17 protein-coding genes are annotated in these 17219 nt (G+C 38.5%); 11 read left to right on the forward strand and 6 right to left on the reverse strand.

Annotation, left to right across the window (positions count from 1 at the left end; genetic code table 11):
- Positions 1–163: 163 nt before the first annotated feature.
- Positions 164–1630, forward strand: coding sequence for a helix-turn-helix domain-containing protein (locus CWO92_RS21525; RefSeq protein WP_133120601.1), 1467 nt, complete (start codon positions 164–166; stop codon positions 1628–1630).
- 28 nt (positions 1631–1658) lie between these two features.
- On the opposite strand, the gene CWO92_RS21530 is transcribed toward CWO92_RS21525, so the two are convergent.
- Positions 1659–2006: a YkgJ family cysteine cluster protein gene (locus CWO92_RS21530; protein WP_101356262.1), complete on the reverse strand. Its 348-nt coding sequence runs from the start codon at positions 2004–2006 to the stop codon at positions 1659–1661.
- 315 nt (positions 2007–2321) lie between these two features.
- On the opposite strand from CWO92_RS21530, the gene hutU reads away from it, so the two are divergent.
- The 7 genes from hutU (at position 2322) to CWO92_RS21565 (ending at position 9905) form a co-directional block, all read left to right on the forward strand.
- Entirely contained in the window at positions 2322–3989 is a 1668-nt protein-coding gene (gene hutU / locus CWO92_RS21535; protein ID WP_101356263.1) for a urocanate hydratase, read from the forward strand.
- 22 nt (positions 3990–4011) lie between these two features.
- Positions 4012–5289, forward strand: coding sequence for an imidazolonepropionase (hutI, locus tag CWO92_RS21540; RefSeq protein WP_101356264.1), 1278 nt, complete (start codon positions 4012–4014; stop codon positions 5287–5289).
- A complete protein-coding gene (locus CWO92_RS21545) occupies positions 5283–6284 on the forward strand; it encodes an agmatinase family protein (protein WP_101356265.1) in 1002 nt (333 codons plus the stop codon). Before hutI ends, CWO92_RS21545 begins: the two co-directional genes overlap by 7 nt.
- 366 nt (positions 6285–6650) lie before the next feature.
- Positions 6651–7175 (forward strand): RNA polymerase sigma factor, encoded by a 525-nt coding sequence (locus CWO92_RS21550; RefSeq protein WP_101356266.1) that lies wholly within the window; start codon positions 6651–6653, stop codon positions 7173–7175.
- Positions 7162–8115: a DUF4871 domain-containing protein gene (locus tag CWO92_RS21555; protein WP_101356267.1), complete on the forward strand. Its 954-nt coding sequence runs from the start codon at positions 7162–7164 to the stop codon at positions 8113–8115. The genes CWO92_RS21550 and CWO92_RS21555 overlap by 14 nt, the downstream gene beginning before the upstream one ends.
- Before the next feature lie 71 nt (positions 8116–8186).
- Positions 8187–9305, forward strand: a complete 1119-nt coding sequence (locus CWO92_RS21560; protein WP_101356268.1) for a DUF1835 domain-containing protein — start codon at positions 8187–8189, stop codon at positions 9303–9305.
- 72 nt (positions 9306–9377) lie between these two features.
- Positions 9378–9905, forward strand: coding sequence for a 5' nucleotidase, NT5C type (locus CWO92_RS21565; protein ID WP_321207797.1), 528 nt, complete (start codon positions 9378–9380; stop codon positions 9903–9905).
- 46 nt (positions 9906–9951) lie between these two features.
- On the opposite strand, the gene CWO92_RS21570 is transcribed toward CWO92_RS21565, so the two are convergent.
- The 3 genes from CWO92_RS21570 to CWO92_RS21580 all read right to left on the reverse strand — a co-directional run bounded on the left by CWO92_RS21570 (position 9952) and on the right by CWO92_RS21580 (position 12269).
- Positions 9952–10398, reverse strand: a complete 447-nt coding sequence (locus CWO92_RS21570) for a C40 family peptidase (RefSeq protein ID WP_101356270.1) — start codon at positions 10396–10398, stop codon at positions 9952–9954.
- Between the two features lie 382 nt (positions 10399–10780).
- On the reverse strand, positions 10781–11332 hold the full coding sequence (locus tag CWO92_RS21575; protein ID WP_101356271.1) for an NADPH-dependent FMN reductase: 552 nt from the start codon (positions 11330–11332) through the stop codon (positions 10781–10783).
- Positions 11333–11408: 76 nt separating this feature from the next.
- The gene (locus CWO92_RS21580) at positions 11409–12269 is read right to left on the reverse strand and encodes a pirin family protein (protein WP_101356272.1); all 861 of its coding nucleotides are present in this window, start codon (positions 12267–12269) and stop codon (positions 11409–11411) included.
- A 275-nt stretch (positions 12270–12544) separates the two neighbouring features.
- Here CWO92_RS21580 and CWO92_RS21585 point away from each other — a divergent pair, with 275 nt between their 5' ends.
- The 3 genes from CWO92_RS21585 to CWO92_RS21595 are packed head-to-tail and all read left to right on the forward strand — an operon-like array spanning position 12545 to position 14208.
- Positions 12545–13183 carry a TetR/AcrR family transcriptional regulator gene (locus CWO92_RS21585; protein WP_101356273.1) on the forward strand — a complete coding sequence of 213 codons (639 nt, stop codon included), beginning with the start codon at positions 12545–12547 and terminating at the stop codon, positions 13181–13183.
- On the forward strand, positions 13180–13857 hold the full coding sequence (locus tag CWO92_RS21590; protein ID WP_101356274.1) for an MBL fold metallo-hydrolase: 678 nt from the start codon (positions 13180–13182) through the stop codon (positions 13855–13857). The genes CWO92_RS21585 and CWO92_RS21590 overlap by 4 nt, the downstream gene beginning before the upstream one ends.
- Before the next feature lie 18 nt (positions 13858–13875).
- Positions 13876–14208, forward strand: coding sequence for a YrdB family protein (locus CWO92_RS21595; RefSeq protein ID WP_101356275.1), 333 nt, complete (start codon positions 13876–13878; stop codon positions 14206–14208).
- 37 nt (positions 14209–14245) lie between these two features.
- Here the strand turns inward: CWO92_RS21595 and CWO92_RS26465 are convergent, their stop codons facing one another.
- Both CWO92_RS26465 and CWO92_RS21605 read right to left on the reverse strand, forming a co-directional pair.
- The gene (locus CWO92_RS26465) at positions 14246–15763 is read right to left on the reverse strand and encodes a glycine betaine ABC transporter substrate-binding protein (protein ID WP_302466789.1); all 1518 of its coding nucleotides are present in this window, start codon (positions 15761–15763) and stop codon (positions 14246–14248) included.
- Positions 15764–15810: 47 nt separating this feature from the next.
- Positions 15811–16941, reverse strand: a complete 1131-nt coding sequence (locus CWO92_RS21605) for an ABC transporter ATP-binding protein (RefSeq protein ID WP_101356276.1) — start codon at positions 16939–16941, stop codon at positions 15811–15813.
- Positions 16942–17219: the final 278 nt, after the last annotated feature.

The following is a 17219-nucleotide window of genomic DNA, read 5'->3' on the forward strand; positions in this document are numbered from 1 at the left end:
AGTTGCATTTATAGATAACTCAGTCAGTTTGAAAAATAATTCAGTCATACCTCGGAATAATTCGACCGAACCAGGTAATAAATCTAGAATCCAAAATCTTTACCCACCCAGTTCTCTTTGCGATAATCAATTTAAAGAGAAGGCGAACAAGAAGGTGAACGAGTTGATCAAAATCGTAATTGCAGATCATGACGAATTTGAAGCTAAGGGAATTCAATGGCTGATTGAATCCTCTATTTCTAATGCAGACATTAATGTTGCAACAGATTTAAACAATACGGTAACATTGCTGGAACATGAGCGTCCTGATATTTTTATCTACGATATGAATATAGGCAGCGGGGAGTCAGTGGTGAAATTACTAAAAATAATGGAACCCGTATTGATTTGTATAACAATGGAGGCAACTTATGAAACAGCGAAAAAGGCTATTGATATGGGGGCGAACTGCTTACTAATAAAACCGTTCTCCCCTCAAGAACTTTTAAAACAAGTCAATAACTTTATTCGAAAACATCTTCAAAAACAAAAGAGTTCTTCTCTCCATCCTAATTCCTCTTTAAAACAAGAGGTAATATATGAAGAGTTATTTATGGAGGAAAGCAAAAATGCCAATCCATATTTATTTATTGCCTTTCAACCAGAGAAACCCTTTTATCTGCCGAAATTAAATGAATTCATTAAGGAATACATATTTCCTGTTTCGCCCATTATTTTCCCTTTGAGTGATATGTCGATTTGCTTATTTAGAAGAATAAAAGATATTGATTGGGAGGAATTGGGAAAGCGCTTCTTACATGATTGGGAACAACAGGAGGGGGAACCGATTTGTATTATAATCAATCATGAGGATGACGCAGATCTCACGATTCATGAAAAATATATCCGGACTAGAAAGATGTCAGAGGTGACATTTTTTGTTGGGTATCGACGCGTGCTTCTTTTTCAAAAGTCATTAGAATGGGATTTTATCGACCCTTTTTTAACGCCAGAAGAACAGCGGCAATGGATGAGCTTTTTAAATGAAGGGGATAAAGAGGGGATATCCAACTTTTTAACGAGTGAATTTCTGCATATTACCAGCCCGTATCCTGATCCAGGGCTTCTCCGAATTCGTTTAACAAGCATTTTAGCGCAAATTCGTCGTTATATGAAATCGGTCCATGTTGATGCAAATCAATATGAACAGGAATATTTGGATATTTTTGATACTATTCTTTACGAACCATTGATATACCGGATTGTGCAAAAACTACTGATATTTACTTCGAAGTTAGTAGATTCGGTATTTGATAGAATGAGAAATCAGCATATGGAACTTATTGATAGATGTATTCATTTTATGGAGCTTCACTATTGGAAAGCTAGTCTCGACTTAGGAAATGTTGCAGAATTTGTTGGGAGGAATCCAACGTATATCAGTCATTTATTTGTTGAAAAAACATCTAAAACATTTCGAGAAAGCCTAACGTTATTAAGGATCAGAGAGGCAAAAAGATTACTAGATGAAACGGAATTGGCGATAAAAGAAATCGCGTTGTTAACTGGCTTTCAAAATCAGCATTACTTTTCACGTGTATTTAAAAAAGTGGTAGGGAAAGCGCCGAAACAATATAGGATAGAGCATTGATTAAGGGCTGTATGTAACAGCCCGAATATTATTTAAAATAGTCCCATGTAAAATCTACCGATAATATTCCAATAGAGTCTTCTAATCTAGCAGGTAAAGGTTTAGTTGCAAGCTCTGGCTTGCGAAAACAAACAAGCTTTTCATAATAACCGAACATTTTACAAATTTCCGGTCTGGCATCATGAATGCCACATTTGTCATTATCTAAATCATAAAAGATGCATGTTCCAAAATACCTTGTTTGATTTTCAAGATTGGACCTGTGCTTCACTGGCATTCTTTTAATCCTTCGTCTTATCTTCATTAAATCTTTTTCTGTGATTGGGACAGGTCCGCAACAAAGCCCTCTGCAACCTTTGCATGGTAATGTATCCACCCTATCTCCTCCCTGAAATACAAGATAAAGGAAATTTATCACATTACGGCGTTATAATCAATAGTTTAATATTTCATAATACCACAAAAATATTATTTTGTCAATATGTTTTTTATTTTTTTGAGCGGTTTCCATATACTCCATTGTAATATTGAATAAGTATACAAATATAATATAAATATACATAAATAAACAATTTTTTATAAAAAGTAAAATATTTAAGCTGAAAAAGTATAAGAAATCTAATATTAATTAAAAACTTTTCCTGTGTATTTCCTTTATATAATAAAAGAAATAAGTTTCAGGAGGGATAAAATGAAAGCGGATACAGATAGAGTGATTAAAACCTATACTGGTACAGAATTGCATACAAAAGGCTGGATTCAAGAAGCTGCATTACGTATGTTGATGAATAATTTGAATAAGGATGTAGCGGAACGTCCTGAGGATTTAGTTGTTTATGGCGGAATTGGAAAGGCGGCCCGAAATTGGGATTGCTACGATGCGATTGTGAGAACGTTGCATGAGTTAGAATCGGATGAAACTCTTTTAATCCAATCGGGAAAACCGGTTGCCGTTTTTAAGACACATACGGATGCACCGCGAGTTTTGATTGCTAACTCGAATCTTGTGCCGGCATGGGCCAATTGGGATACCTTCCATGAACTAGATAAAAAAGGGTTAATGATGTACGGACAAATGACAGCAGGAAGTTGGATTTATATCGGCAGCCAAGGAATTGTGCAAGGAACATATGAAACATTTGCGGAAGCGGGAAGACAGCATTTTGGAGGTTCGCTAAAGCAAACCATTACGGTTACGGCCGGTCTTGGCGGCATGGGTGGTGCACAACCGCTAGCGGTAACAATGGCAGAAGGTGTATGTATTGCTATTGAGGTAGATGAATCAAGAATTGACCGCCGTATAGAAACTAGATATTTGGATACAAAAACGAATTCACTGGAGGAAGCCATTCGTCTTGCGAAAGAAGCAAAAGTAGAAGGAAGGGCATTATCTATTGGATTATTAGGAAATGCAGCTGAAATTTTACCGAAAATGCTGGAGATTGGCTTTATTCCTGATGTATTAACAGATCAAACATCCGCGCATGATCCATTGAATGGGTATGTCCCAATCGGATACAGCTTGGAAGCTGCAGATAAGTTGCGCAAGGAAAATCCAGCTGAATATGTGAAAAAGTCCAAAGCAAGTATGGCAGAGCATGTAAAAGCGATGCTTAATATGCAAGAAAGAGGCGCTGTTACATTTGATTATGGAAACAACATACGTCAAGTAGCGAAGGATGAAGGGGTAGAAAATGCCTTTCAATTCCCTGGATTTGTTCCAGCATATATTCGTCCTCAATTCTGTGAAGGAAAGGGCCCTTTCCGTTGGGTGGCATTATCAGGAGATCCCGAGGATATCTATAAAACAGATGAGGTAATTCTGCGTGAGTTTAGTTACAATACGCATTTATGTAATTGGATTAAGATGGCTCGCGAAAAAATCCAATTTCAAGGGCTTCCTGCTCGCATTTGCTGGTTAGGGTATGGAGAACGAGCTCGTTTCGGCAAAATCATTAATGATATGGTGGCGAGCGGTGAGTTGAAGGCACCTATTGTCATTGGACGTGATCACTTGGATTCTGGTTCCGTGGCTTCACCAAATCGTGAAACGGAAGGCATGAAGGATGGCAGTGATGCAGTGGCAGATTGGCCAATTTTGAATGCGATGATCAATGCTGTTGGAGGAGCTAGTTGGGTATCTGTTCATCATGGCGGTGGTGTCGGCATGGGATATTCTTTACATGCGGGAATGGTCATTGTGGCAGATGGTACAAAAGAAGCAGAAAAACGCCTGGAAAGGGTGTTAACAACAGACCCTGGAATGGGCGTTGTCCGTCATGTAGACGCAGGTTATGATCTAGCCATTAAAACAGCAGAGGAAAAAGGGATTCATATTCCAATGTTGCGTTCACAATAATATCTTTATGGAGGTGTCAGGGATGTCTGAAAAGCCAATTTTCATTCAACATGCGAATGAATTAATTACAGTAAAGGGCGGTTCGGAAACGCCTTTGACGAAAGAAGCGATGAACGAGCTTCATATTATTAGAGATGGTGCACTTTGGTTAGAGAATGGGGAAATTCAAGCTGTAGGGACAACTGGGGAATTAGTAGAAATGTACGCAGGCCGAATGTCTGAAGCAACTGTGATGGATGCCCGAGGAAAAATAGTGATGCCAGGCCTTGTGGACCCCCATACACATCTTGTATATGCGGGAAGCCGTGAAAATGAGTTTAATATGCGTTTAAATGGTGCGACATATATGGATATCATGAATAATGGGGGCGGCATTCATGCTACTACATCCCGTACTCGTTTAGCATCGCATGAGGAGCTTTTTACTGAAAGTATGAGGCGCTTGGATTCCTTTTTAAAACATGGGGTTACAACCGTAGAAGCGAAAAGCGGGTATGGACTTGATTGGGAAACGGAGAAAAAGCAGCTAGAAGTGGCGAAACGGTTAAATGATGAGCATGTGATGGACGTCGTAAGGACTTTTATGGGAGCGCATGCGGTTCCAGGAGAATATAAGGAGCATCCAGATGAGTTTGTAAGAATCATAATTGAAGAAATGATTCCTGTAGTTGCTTCTGCTAGTTTAGCAGAGTTTAATGATGTCTTTTGTGAAAGAGGTGTATTTACCCCGGAACAGAGCCGTTTGATTCTTGAGGCGGGTAAGAAATACGGTCTAATTCCGAAAATCCATGCAGACGAAATCGAGCCTTATAAGGGGGCGGAATTAGCAGCTGAGGTTGGAGCTATTTCTGCTGATCATTTATTAAGAGCATCAGATGAAGGGATAAAAAGAATGGCAGAAGAAGGAGTTATAGGGGTTCTTCTTCCGGGTACAGCATTCTTTTTAATGGCCGATTCCGCACGAGGACGTAAGATGATTGATGAAGGTGTTGCTATTGCGTTGTCGACTGATTGTAATCCTGGCTCTTCGCCAACAACCGCTTTGCCATTCATTATGAATCTGGCATGCATGAAAATGGGGATGACCCCCGCAGAGGCGATTGTGGCAACTACCATAAATGCCGCACACGCAATTAATCGTGCGGGGGAAATTGGCAGTTTAGAAGTTGGCAAAAAGGCGGATGTGGTTGTGATGAATGTACCAAATTATATGCAGTTGCAATATCATTATGGAATGAATCATACAGATACGGTCATTAAGTCAGGAAAAATAGTGGTAGAGAGTGGTCAGCTATGTTAGATGCATTAAGTAAACTTCCAATTGATACTCCAGCCTTTTCTTGGAAAAAGGTGGCTTGGGGAGAGGATTTAAAGGTCAATGAATGGATTCAGCCTATACATCATTTGAGGGAAGAAGATGGGAAAGAGCAATGGGATGTCGTGTTGATGGGAGTTCCTATTTCAAGATCATCGATTAGCGCATCTGGGGCATCCGAATTCCCGGAGAGTTTTAGACGGGCTTGGAAAGGCTTCAATACGTACAATCTAGATGAGGAAGTGGATTTAAGGGATCTATCCGTTTTGGATGTAGGAGATGTAAAAATGCACTTCACAGATATTCTATTAAGCCATCAAAATATAAAAGATGCATTCCATGGGCTAACGAAAGAGTTTTCAAGTTCTATCCCAATCAGCATTGGCGGAGATCATTCCATCACTGCGATGCTGGTGAAAGGCTGGAAGGAAACCTACCCTAGTGAGGAGATCGGCATTTTGCAACTCGACACTCATTTTGATTTGCGAGATTTAAAGGATCATGGACCTACCAACGGTACACCGATTCGAAACTTGATTGAGAGCGGGACAATCAAGGGGGAAAATGTATTCAACATCGGTTTGCACGGCTTCTTTAACGCACCATCCTTAGTGAAGTGTGCAAAGGAATACGGAGTGAACTACATTACATTAAAGAAAGCGCGTAAAAGGGGGATAAAAGAGACGGTTGAACAAGCGCTGCAAATATTAGGGGAGAAAGTAAAGCGCATCTATCTTACCGTTGATATGGATGTATTGGATATTGCCTATGCACCAGGCGTTCCTGCCTCCACTCCAGGAGGAATGAGGACAGATGAACTGTTTGAGGCAGTATACACGGCAGGTCTTCATCCTAAGGTAGGTGCCATGGATATTGTTTGCTTGGATCCGATGAGGGACGGAGTAGTACAGCCTACAGTGAAGGCTGGAACACATGTATTTTTATCGTTCATGACAGGGTTGAGGATGCGGAAGAAATAGGATGATTGAAAAGGCCTAGTTCCAATATGGATTAGGCCTTTTTGGTTATTAGCGAACATTAAGCTTATTAAATGAAACGGACTGAGAATCCGATATTGGTATAAAACTGCCTACTTTTTAAGCTACCAGGACACAGGATTCGTTATTCGCTGGAAAACACAAGAAAATCACTGCAACCTTATTAAATAGTTGAACCTATGTCCGCAAACCGAGGAATATCTCTCCTTTTGTCACAGATAGCGGAACTGGTGCTCGCTAAATTACTAGTGATGGTCTCTTCTTTATTTTTTCTTCTTAAAATTGAAATTTTCCTTGGTCACAACCGTCTAATTAGTAATAGTGTTTCTTTAGAAGGGAGGATCTTCAGTGGATAAGGTACAGATGATAGAAGATTTATTCCGAAAGTACAACTCCTATATTTATCACTTCTTGGTTTATTACACACAGAGCACCGATGTGGAAGACCTTGTTCAGGAGTGTTTTTTAAAAGCGTTAAAAGGTATTCAACAATTTGAAGGAAAGGCAGATTCAAAAACATGGCTTGTCTCCATTGCGCGCCGTATTGCCATTGATCATCATCGAAAAAAGCAGAAGCTGCCTCAACTGCCAGACAAACTCTTACAAATTATCCCATCCAATCAATTGCATCTAGAAGAGTACTTAATCCGTAAAGAGGAAATCCAACAAATTTATAAAGCAATCAACGAAATGAAAAAGAAAGACAGAGAAGTGTTGATTTTAAGAGGAATCATGGATCTATCGGTTTCCGAAACAGCCGAAGTATTAGGATGGACGAAACATAAAGTGAATTTAACATTTCATCGTGCATTAAAAAAACTTCAATTACAATCAAAGGAATGGAAGGAGGAGCGGGATTATGGAGTTCAATAAAGAAGATGAGTATAAATTATTCCTTTTACGGTCGATGCCAAAACAGCAATTACCGCCTGTTCAGCAAGAAAAAATCCTTCATCAATTGCGTCTGGCAGCTAGAGAAAACAAAAGAATCCTTGATTATGGTAGTCTTTTGAAAAAACTAACAATTGCATCAGCCATGTTTCTGGTTATTTTCATCCCTATTTTATTAATAGTCTCCCATCATCCGGCTAATCCCTCTCATACACCGAAATTAATCCGAAAGGGATACTGGCATGTAAGTCCAACATTTGATTTGTTGGGCCGTGATGGTTCCATTGTTTATAAAAATCGGGTGCGCGGAATCAAAGGAAAAATCGGATTTCTGGATGCCGAATTTATTGCAAATGACCCACGGGCAGGCTCCAAAATGTTTTGGTATGTTTGGGGTAACCCAGAAAAATTGTTAAACAAAGAATTGAAAGCAATAGCCACACATGAGGAAACTGGTGAAAAGTTTGTTGTAGACGAAACGGAACTTCAGGGGCCAATCTATGGGGAAGACGCAAGTGCGTTAACAAGCTTTAAACCTTTCCCTAAAAAAGGTCTATGGAAAATAGATGTGTCCATCGATGGTCGGTCATACGGATCGATAGTAGTAAATGTAAAGGCGCCAAACATAGCAACCGATAATGCGGAATTTATATTATCAAGAGATGATATGAGGACAGGACTGACTTCGGATGTGCATTTAGAGGTAAAAGGAGATAGGAAAGAAAAGACTATTCCTGTGGAAGCTTCCTTATTGAACAATAAAAGTCATCAGATTAGGTTTCCTTTTATTCTAGAAAGTCGGATTCATTACGCAACTGGAGAAATTCGCACGGGGTATACAGGGAAGCTTAACCTGGATAAACCCGGCAAGTGGAAAATTACCGTGTTTGGGGAGAGTACAGTTGTAGATGTCCAAAGGTAGGAAGCTTTTTACAACTTTTGTATTTTGTGTTAGGGTAACTGTAAGTCAATTTTGTCAAAGGGGACTATGTTGTGAGAACGAGGGTAAATGGAGTATTTGTATACTTTTTTGAGGAACCGAATGTAGTATTTGTTTATAAAATTAGTTCTCCTAAATATGTAATTCCAAGTAAGCTGCTACAGAATGGGGAATGGGAGACATTTGAATTAGATAATGGGGAAGAATTTGATACGTTCCATCACGAGGAATATAAGCCATTAGAAGGCCGTGGTTATTTTATCAATCAAGAAGGCATTCAGATGATGGTGGAAAAAATAAATGAACAAATTCGCATTCAACGTCGCAAAACCTTATTTGGCAAAACAGGTGCATATCACCTTATTAGTTCAGAGCATGCTGCTGGCTCGCTTAGAGTGGGATTAGAAAGGCCGAAAACGGTTATTGGATTTCCGGGTTTTGCCAACATCGGACCGATTATGAATATGGAGGAAAAAATAGGTCGTACCAATCGAAATGAGTGGCTTTTGGAAAATATAAATTTTCCCTTCGATGATGCTTGGTATGAAAATCATTTTACAAATGCGCTTTATGAGATAGAGGATATCCCTGACCATGCCCCCATCCACATCTGGTACGCCAATAATGCGGAAGAGCAAACATTCCTTCGTTTTATCCTATACTTATTGAAGGATAAGACGAATGATATTTTTCTTCATAACTCCACTGAACTGTATCATGCTTATAAAATACCTCCTGAAAACGAAGAACATAATATATACCATTCAGGTGGACTGGCACCTGAACATTATAAACTTATTCTTGAAAAAGAAAAAACTACAGCAGCACCGCTAACTTCAGCTGAAAAGGAGTTTTTTCAACAGGAATGGGAAAAGCTTTCTAATTTAACAGGTGTACTACGAATTTGGTTAGATGAAGTAATAAAAACCGTGTCCGAGGATTATTTTGACTCATTCATCCTAGAAATCCTAAAAGAACTAGAATGTGAAAAAGATGAACATGCATTTGTTAAGGTTGGGAGATTAGTCGGACGCATTCTAGGAGAGTTAGAGGAACCGATTGGCGACACTTTTTTAGAGTATCGAATTCGCCATCTGATTTACAACGGAAAGCTGGAGTTAAAAGGGATACCAAAGTCGTTACATCATTATAGTGTTAGATTAAGGAAATAACTTTGCTGCTCAGCTTTAATGAAGCTGAGCATATTTTTATATATAATAAAGGCAGAAGAGAATGGAGGAATAATGGTGAAAAGAATTGCTATTGATATGGATGAAGTAATGGCCGATTTCGTTCCCAAACAACTAACCGTATATAATCGTGACTATAATGAGAATCTTACTCTAGAGGATTTGCAGGGAAAAAAACTCAGAGAATTACGCCCTGATATAAAAGATGGCCTTAGGAAGTATTTAATGGATCCAACATTCTTTCGCGATTTAGAAGTCATGAAAGACAGTCAAGAGGTAATCAGGGAGCTTAGTGAATCCTTCGAAATCTTCATAACCACAGCGGCTATGGAAGTTCCGGCATCTTTTACGGCAAAATATGAATGGTTAAAAGAGCATTTTGGCTTTTTAAATGATATGAACTTTGTCTTTTGCGGTGATAAAAGCATTATCCGTGCGGACTATCTTATCGATGATAATGCAAGGCATTTTAAGACCTTTATGGGGCAGGGAATATTATATACAGCACCGCATAATATTAATTTGACAGGTTATGTAAGAGTGAATAATTGGCAAGATGTTAGAAAATACTTTTTGGGATAAAACCAAACAAAAAGGCTTCGGTTCTCCACCGAAGCTACTTTCATATTTAGATATGCTTTGCCCCAACATAACGAGGCTTCCAATATGGATTGCTTAATGTTGTGATAGAAACACCTTTAGATGAAGAAGCATTGATAAATTTCCCGCTTCCAAGATAGATACCAACATGAGTTGGTTTTGAAGCTTTACTTTGTGCAAAAAACACTAAATCGCCAGTTCGTAAAGATTTAGATTTAGTTCCTTTTTTAAACATATCTGCTGCTGTTCTCGGCAGGGTTACTCCTGCTTTGCTGTAAGAATATTTTACAAGACCGGAACAATCAAAACCTGATGGGGTTACGCCGCCCCAACGATATGGAACACCAAGGTTACTCTTTGCAACAGTAATCGCCTTTGTGTGGTAAGAAGCAGCTTCCGCGTTGAGTGATTTTACTGAAAATCCAAAAGTAAGTGCGGCTGCTATTACGACAGTAGGGATTATCTTTTTAAACATGCTGTTGTACCTCCTGAGGTTGTTTGTTAACCCTACTATACAAGTTTTTGTATAACCAAGTCTTCACAGGGGATTTACAGTTGTATTTCATAATGTGACAGTGTTTGACACCAACTTCATTATATTATGGAGTGGAAATTCTATCTCATCGGCTTTTCTTACGAATGCTGTGATAAAAACTTGTAACAAAGTTACCTTCTGTTCATCATTTCTAACAAGATAGTAATAAAAAAAGACCAAACCAATTTGGTTTGATCTTTTTTTTTTGTAATACGAATATTACGTACTGTCTCCTCTCTACGATAAGTCAGCATCAGGTGAAATTGGAAAAGCTATTTCACTCAACCGTACGCAGATGAGAAAGGCGCTTGTGCTTTGCTAATTAATATCCTTTTGTTTGTTCAATCCAATGAATATAATTGTCCACAACGGAATCGATAAATTGGATAGTAGCTTCATCAACTAGTTTTCCTGTTTCATCTATCTTGCTTTGAATAGCACCGATAAATACTTCATTTCCTGGTAAAGTAAGTGCGGAAACACCTGGTGAGTTCATTATTTGGCGAAGGTGCATTTGCGCACGCACTGTACCTAATACACCACCGGATCCTCCTGCAATCATAACCGGCTTATTTACCATTACTCTATCTACTCTTGAGAACCAATCAATCGCATTTTTTAAAACAGCCGGAATGGAATGATTGTACTCAGGTGTAACAATTAAAACTCCATCACTTTCTTTTACTTTTCCTTTAATTTCATTTACAATTGCGGGTGGATCAAGTTCATCATCTTGATTATACATAGGAAGCTCATCAATTGGTAAAATTTCGATATCCAGTTTATCTTGATAACGGTTTTGCATATATAAAGCAAGTTTCTTATTATAGGATTCCTTGCGATTACTTCCTACTAATGCTACGATTTTTTTCATTTTTATGTTCCTCCTTTTTTGATTACAAAAAGTAACTAACTGCGTTTATTATATCATCAGATGTTAAAAAATCAAATTAAACTGCCGGTGGACCAAATTTTCCTGCACGGTAGTCACGGAAGGCTTGTTTAATTTCTTCCATTGTATTCATAACAAACGGTCCATAAGTAACTACCTCTTCCTCAATTGGTACCCCAGAATAAATGAGCACTTTTGAACGAGTATGTGCTTTGATGACAAGCTCACTGTTTCCGGATCCACTTTGATTAAAAGTAAGTGTTGCTGCACCTGTTTTCTCCAAGATTGTTTTGCTTGCACCGAATTCAAGCTCGCCTGATAATACATACAAAAAGGCATTATGATTTTCTGGTATAACATGTCTATACGTGGCACCGGCAGAAAAGCTAATTTCAGACATGGTTAGTGGTACTAAGCTTTCCATTGGACCTTTTACACCGGCTACATCACCGGAGTAAACCTTGATTCTGCCACCGTCAAAGCGGACCTCTGGAGCATCTTCCACAAAAATGTTTTGATAAGACGTTTTCGTGTTCTTTAATGATTTGGGAAGGTTCAGCCACAATTGAAGTGTGTGAATTAAATCATCATCCACAGCTTCCTCTGCGTGTCTTGCTGCCCATCCTGCATTCATATACTGGACATCCCCAGCTTCTAAAATGGAATGACCGCCATGATTATCAATATGCTCAAGGCGTCCATCCACTACATATGTCACTGTTTGAAAGCCACGATGGGGATGATCGGAGAAGGTGCCTCGTTTAAACCAATCCTCAGCCATTAATATAAATGGATCGAATTCCTTTTGACGCTCAGGATGCAGTATCCAGCCCTGTTGTACATGAGGATATCCGTTTTGATTATAATGTACATTCCAATGACTTTTTATATCTCGTTGAAAGATAGAATGACCTTGCATGAAGATTCCTTCTTTCGGAATTTTTATATTTCGTTTGCTTTTAATATGATACACATGCGGGTGGAAAATGAAAAATATATTGATTTGAGATAATTAATGTTAAGTTACATTACAATAAAAAAGGACTTAAACATATGGTGATATTGGAAAGTAACTTATCGTAATATTCTCAAAAAATAGTTTGACAACAAAACTAACCAACGGTTATATTATAACCATAGGTTAGTAACCGTTGGTTAGTTGATAAATGAACTGAAGAAGTGTGAGGAATGGTAATGTCGAGTAAACAGGAACAACGATCTGAGGAGACAAAGAAGAATATACTACATGCTGCAAGCAGGCTTTTTTCAAAAAAGGGCTATGACCATGTAACGATGCGGGAGATTGCCAAAGAAGCAGGGTGTTCCCATACCACCATTTATATTTATTTCAAGGATAAGGAAGCACTTTTACACAAACTATCCATGCCTGTATTACAAATGCTGAAGGAGAAATTAGAAAATATCTCAAAGGATGTGACCATAACATCTGAAGAGAAATTAATGGAGATTAGCAGAGAGTTTATTTATTTTTGTCTACTTAATCGAAGTATGTATTCCATTTTTATTACTACAAGATCTTCAAGAGTCGATGTAGAGGAACCAGATTCAGAAATTAACAGAATTCGTTTAGAGTTATTTAATATCATTAGGCTTGGAATTCAAGAATGCCTTTCCATTGATGATAATGAGCAAGTTTTAGCTTTTAGTCGAATATTTTTCTTTACCATACAGGGCATTATTGCAACATATGCTTATCCGCACGAACCATTGGAAGTTTTAATGGCAAGGTTAACACCTACTTTTCATCAGGCAGTGGAGATTTTGCTTCTGGGATTTAAGGAAAAATTAAAACAAAGGGGCTGTAACAAATGAAAGTGGAACAAATTTCTGAGCATATTTGGAGTTTGAAAACGTGGATGATCATTCCTATTCATGTCTGGATTGTAGCAGATGAAAATGGTGTGACACTTGTTGATGCAGGCATTTCCTCTATGGCAAAAGGCATTTTAAAAAGTATAGAAAAAATCCAAAGAGGACCTCTCCATACCATTTTGTTAACTCATGGTCATTCAGATCATGTCGGTGCATTAAAGACAATTTTAAAGGAAAAAAATGTCCCCGTGTATGCGCATCCAATAGAAATCCCTTATATGGAAGGTGAGCTTCCTTATCCAAGAAGAAAAAAAGCAGCACAGTCTGTAAACAGGGGGATTACAAAAGCATTGTCTATTGATGATCAGGGGAATCTTCAAAGTTTTGCTGGCTTAAGGCCTTATCATACACCGGGCCATTCACCAGGTCATGTCGCATATTATCATGTAGAAGATGAGGTGTTGCTAGCAGGTGATTTATTTACATCAAAAAAAGGTCAGTTGCAAAAGCCAATGTCCATGTTTACTGCCGATATGAAAGAAGCTGTAAATAGCAGCAGGATTATTGATCAGCTGCAACCGAAGAGATTAGAGGTGTGTCATGGAAATTCAGTCCTTCAACCTGCGAGTCAATTAAAACGCTATATTCAAGAAATGAGCCAGAATTCGATTTAAATAGGGAGGAGGTTCCTAATGTTTCAATATTTCCTATTCGCAATTGTTTTTCTTGTCGAGATAGTGGCTTTAGTTGCTTATGGTTTTTGGGGATTTGATACCGGGAAAGGAATCGGAGTGAAACTGCTGCTTGGAATTGGAACGCCTTTTCTGGTTGCCATCTTTTGGGGGCTATTTCTTGCTCCAAAAGCGATGTTTCCAGTAAATTTATCATTACGTATTATACTGAAAATTATTGTTTTTGGATTAGCCTCTTTTGCTGTATATACGACAGGAGAGCATACACCAGCAGCAATTTTTCTTTTAGTAGCGGTTATTGTTCTAATTCTTGAAAATGTAATAAATAAATGAAAAGGATCAGCGACAACCTTCACTGACCCTTTTAAAATTATTTTTTCAGTAATCCTTCATCCACTAAAAATTGATGGGCTACGTCTTTATATGTTTTCTTATGAATATCTACTTCCGCATTTAATTCCTGCATTTTTTTATCAGAGATTTTTCCGGCAAGCAAATTCAGTACTTTTTTGAGTTCTGGGTGTTCTTTGAGAACTTCCCCTCTGACAACCGGAACCGCATTATACGGTGGAAATACATGTTTGTCATCCTCTAATACCTTCAGATGGAAGGCAGGTATTCGGCCATCTGTTGTATAGGCATCGATGACGTCCGCTTTATGATTTTTCGCTGCACTATAAATAATACCGGAATCCATTGCTTGCGTTTTCTTGAATGCTATTCCGTATGCCTTTTTTAAGCCTGGATATCCATCGTCTCGTTCAAGAAATTCCGGTTCAGAGGCAAGAGTTAGCTCCGGGGCCTTTTCAGTTAAATCCGAAATGGTTTTGATATTCCATTTTTTCGCATCATCTTCGCGAATGGTGAGCGAATAGGTGTTATTAAAGCCAATTGGATCTAACCAAATAATATTGTATTTATCTTTAAACCGTTTCTTAACGTAGTTATATACTTTATCTGGATCGGTTGAATCAATATTTTCTTTTAAGTAATTCATTAATCCTGTACCTGTATACTCGACGCTAATATCGTAGTCTCCTTTTTTTAAGCCTTGAAATACAGCTGCCGAGCCGCTGATGAAAGATTGTTTATTTACTTTTAAATTGGTACGGTCTTCGATTAACTCTTTATAGATATTGACCATAATCTCTTGTTCCGTAAAATTTTTACCGGTAATGGTAATGGCGTTTTTATTATGGAAAGCTTTAACCACTCCAACCGTAATACCGGCAATAAGGACGGCAGTAGTAACAGAAGCAGCAACCCATTTCTTCGCCTTTGACATTTTCTTCTTGGTTCCTGGCTTAGCTGCATTTTCGAAACGTTTTAAAATCATATCGAATAAAATAGCGATTAATGCGGATGGCAATGCTCCCGCGATAATAAGCCCGGAATTATAGGTTTGTAAACCACGGAAAATTAGGTCTCCTAAACCGCCAGCTCCAATTAATCCTGCTATCGTTGCTACCCCAACCACCATAACAGCTGCGGTCCGAATACCACCCATTATGACGTTTAAAGCTAGGGGAAGTTCAATTTTCCAGAGTACCTGTCTGCTAGTCATACCCATTCCGATACCTGCTTCCACCGTACTACTGTTCACATTCATAATACCTAAATATGTATTACGAAGGATTGGCAATAAACCATAAATGGTTAAAGCGATAATAGCAGGTGGTTTACCTGTCCCGATAAAGGGTACTAGAAAGACAAGTAAGGCGAGGCTAGGAATGGTTTGCAAAGCTGCAGTAATTCCGATAACAATGTCTGCAATTTTCTTACGTCGGGTAAGGAAAATTCCAAGGGGAACCGCAACAATAATAGCGATAATAATAGATATTAAGGATAGATATATATGTTCAACTAGTAAACTACCAACCTCAGGCAAACGATTAACAAAAACATCTTTTAATTCTTTCCATAGACTAATAATGTCTAGATCCCTCCCGTTGAATCATCAAAACGATCTGCGATAAATTTTACAATACTGGATCGATTGATAATCCCTTTTACTCTTTGGTCATAGTCAATAACCGGAACAAAGCCGTATGGGGAGTCATTCACTAATTGAAAAGCCTTTTCTGGGTTCTCATCCGGCGCAATGGTAGGAATGTCCTTTTGAATTAGATCAATTAGTGTCAATTCTTCATTTTCGTATGCACGTCTCATATCCCATATATTCACGATTCCGTAGTAATGGTGATCTTTATCCACAATTAGTAAGTTATCCACTCGTTTTTGACGCATGATTTTTACAGCCTCAGCGAGTCCGCGTGAAGGGTAGGCAGTAATTGGGGGTACCATGAGTTGTTCAATTTCAGGAAGAATAGTGGAGTCCTGTAGACGATCTTTACCAATGAATTGACGCACAAACTCATTTGCTGGGTGTCTTAGAATTGTTTCTGGTTTGTCAATTTGAACTATTTCTCCATCTTTCATAATACAAATACGATCGGCAATCTTTAACGCCTCATCCATATCATGTGTAACAAACACAATTGTTTTCTTAATTTCTTGCTGTAGGCGTACTAATTCTTCTTGTAATTGTTCCCTGCTAATTGGATCTAGCGCACTGAAAGGCTCATCCATCAAAATGATATCTGGGTCAGCTGCTAAAGCTCTAATTACTCCAATTCGCTGTTGCTGTCCACCGGATAATTCATCTGGAAAACGGTCACCCAAGACATCTGGATCAAGCCCCACCATACGCATGAGCTCATCCACCTTATCCTTGTATTGTGCTTCCTCCCATTTTTTGAGCTTCGGAACTAACGCCACATTTTCCCTAATCGTCATATGCGGCATCAGCCCAATCTGCTGAATGACATAACCGATACTTCTCCTCAGCTCGACAGGGTTCCGCTGTTTGATACTTTCTCCGTTGATGGTTATTTCGCCACTGGTCGGTTCGATAATTCGATTAATCATCTTCATGGTGGTCGTTTTCCCGCAACCACTTGGACCTATCAGAACAAGCAATTCGTTGTCCTTAATCGTGAAATTCAAATTCTTAATGGCCAAATAGCCACCATCGTATTGTTTGGAAACATTCTTAAATTCTATCAATGTTCAAAATCACCTCCGATATTCCTATACCCTAAAATTTATATGTGAAACACTTTTTAAAAATTTTAGGTAAAAAGTTCTAGAATCCATTAGGGCTGAATTTCTATTGTAGAACTTCCAAATTGATGGGGAAAAATGAACCAGGATGTTATTGCTGAAGAACCCGAAAAAATATGTAGAAACCAAAAACGGGGATGGGTGAGGAAAAACAGGGGGAGAGCGAGGAAAAAGGAGGGGGAAGTGTAGAAATTTGGGGTAAAAGTGATGAAAAAACATAT

The sequence above is a fragment of the Heyndrickxia camelliae genome (genome assembly GCF_002844575.1).
Lineage (GTDB): Bacteria > Bacillota > Bacilli > Bacillales > Bacillaceae_C > Margalitia > Margalitia camelliae.

Coding starts and splice junctions, on each gene's coding strand:
- hutU (WP_101356263.1), top strand. CDS start 2,322: ATGAAAGCGGATACAGATAGAGTGATTAAAACCTATACTGGTACAGAA.
- hutI (WP_101356264.1), top strand. CDS start 4,012: ATGTCTGAAAAGCCAATTTTCATTCAACATGCGAATGAATTAATTACA.
- CWO92_RS21545 (WP_101356265.1), top strand. CDS start 5,283: ATGTTAGATGCATTAAGTAAACTTCCAATTGATACTCCAGCCTTTTCT.
- CWO92_RS21555 (WP_101356267.1), top strand. CDS start 7,162: ATGGAGTTCAATAAAGAAGATGAGTATAAATTATTCCTTTTACGGTCG.
- CWO92_RS21565 (WP_321207797.1), top strand. CDS start 9,378: ATGGTGAAAAGAATTGCTATTGATATGGATGAAGTAATGGCCGATTTC.
- CWO92_RS21570 (WP_101356270.1), bottom strand. CDS start 10,398: ATGTTTAAAAAGATAATCCCTACTGTCGTAATAGCAGCCGCACTTACT.
- CWO92_RS21575 (WP_101356271.1), bottom strand. CDS start 11,332: ATGAAAAAAATCGTAGCATTAGTAGGAAGTAATCGCAAGGAATCCTAT.
- CWO92_RS21580 (WP_101356272.1), bottom strand. CDS start 12,269: ATGCAAGGTCATTCTATCTTTCAACGAGATATAAAAAGTCATTGGAAT.
- CWO92_RS21585 (WP_101356273.1), top strand. CDS start 12,545: ATGTCGAGTAAACAGGAACAACGATCTGAGGAGACAAAGAAGAATATA.
- CWO92_RS21590 (WP_101356274.1), top strand. CDS start 13,180: ATGAAAGTGGAACAAATTTCTGAGCATATTTGGAGTTTGAAAACGTGG.
- CWO92_RS21595 (WP_101356275.1), top strand. CDS start 13,876: ATGTTTCAATATTTCCTATTCGCAATTGTTTTTCTTGTCGAGATAGTG.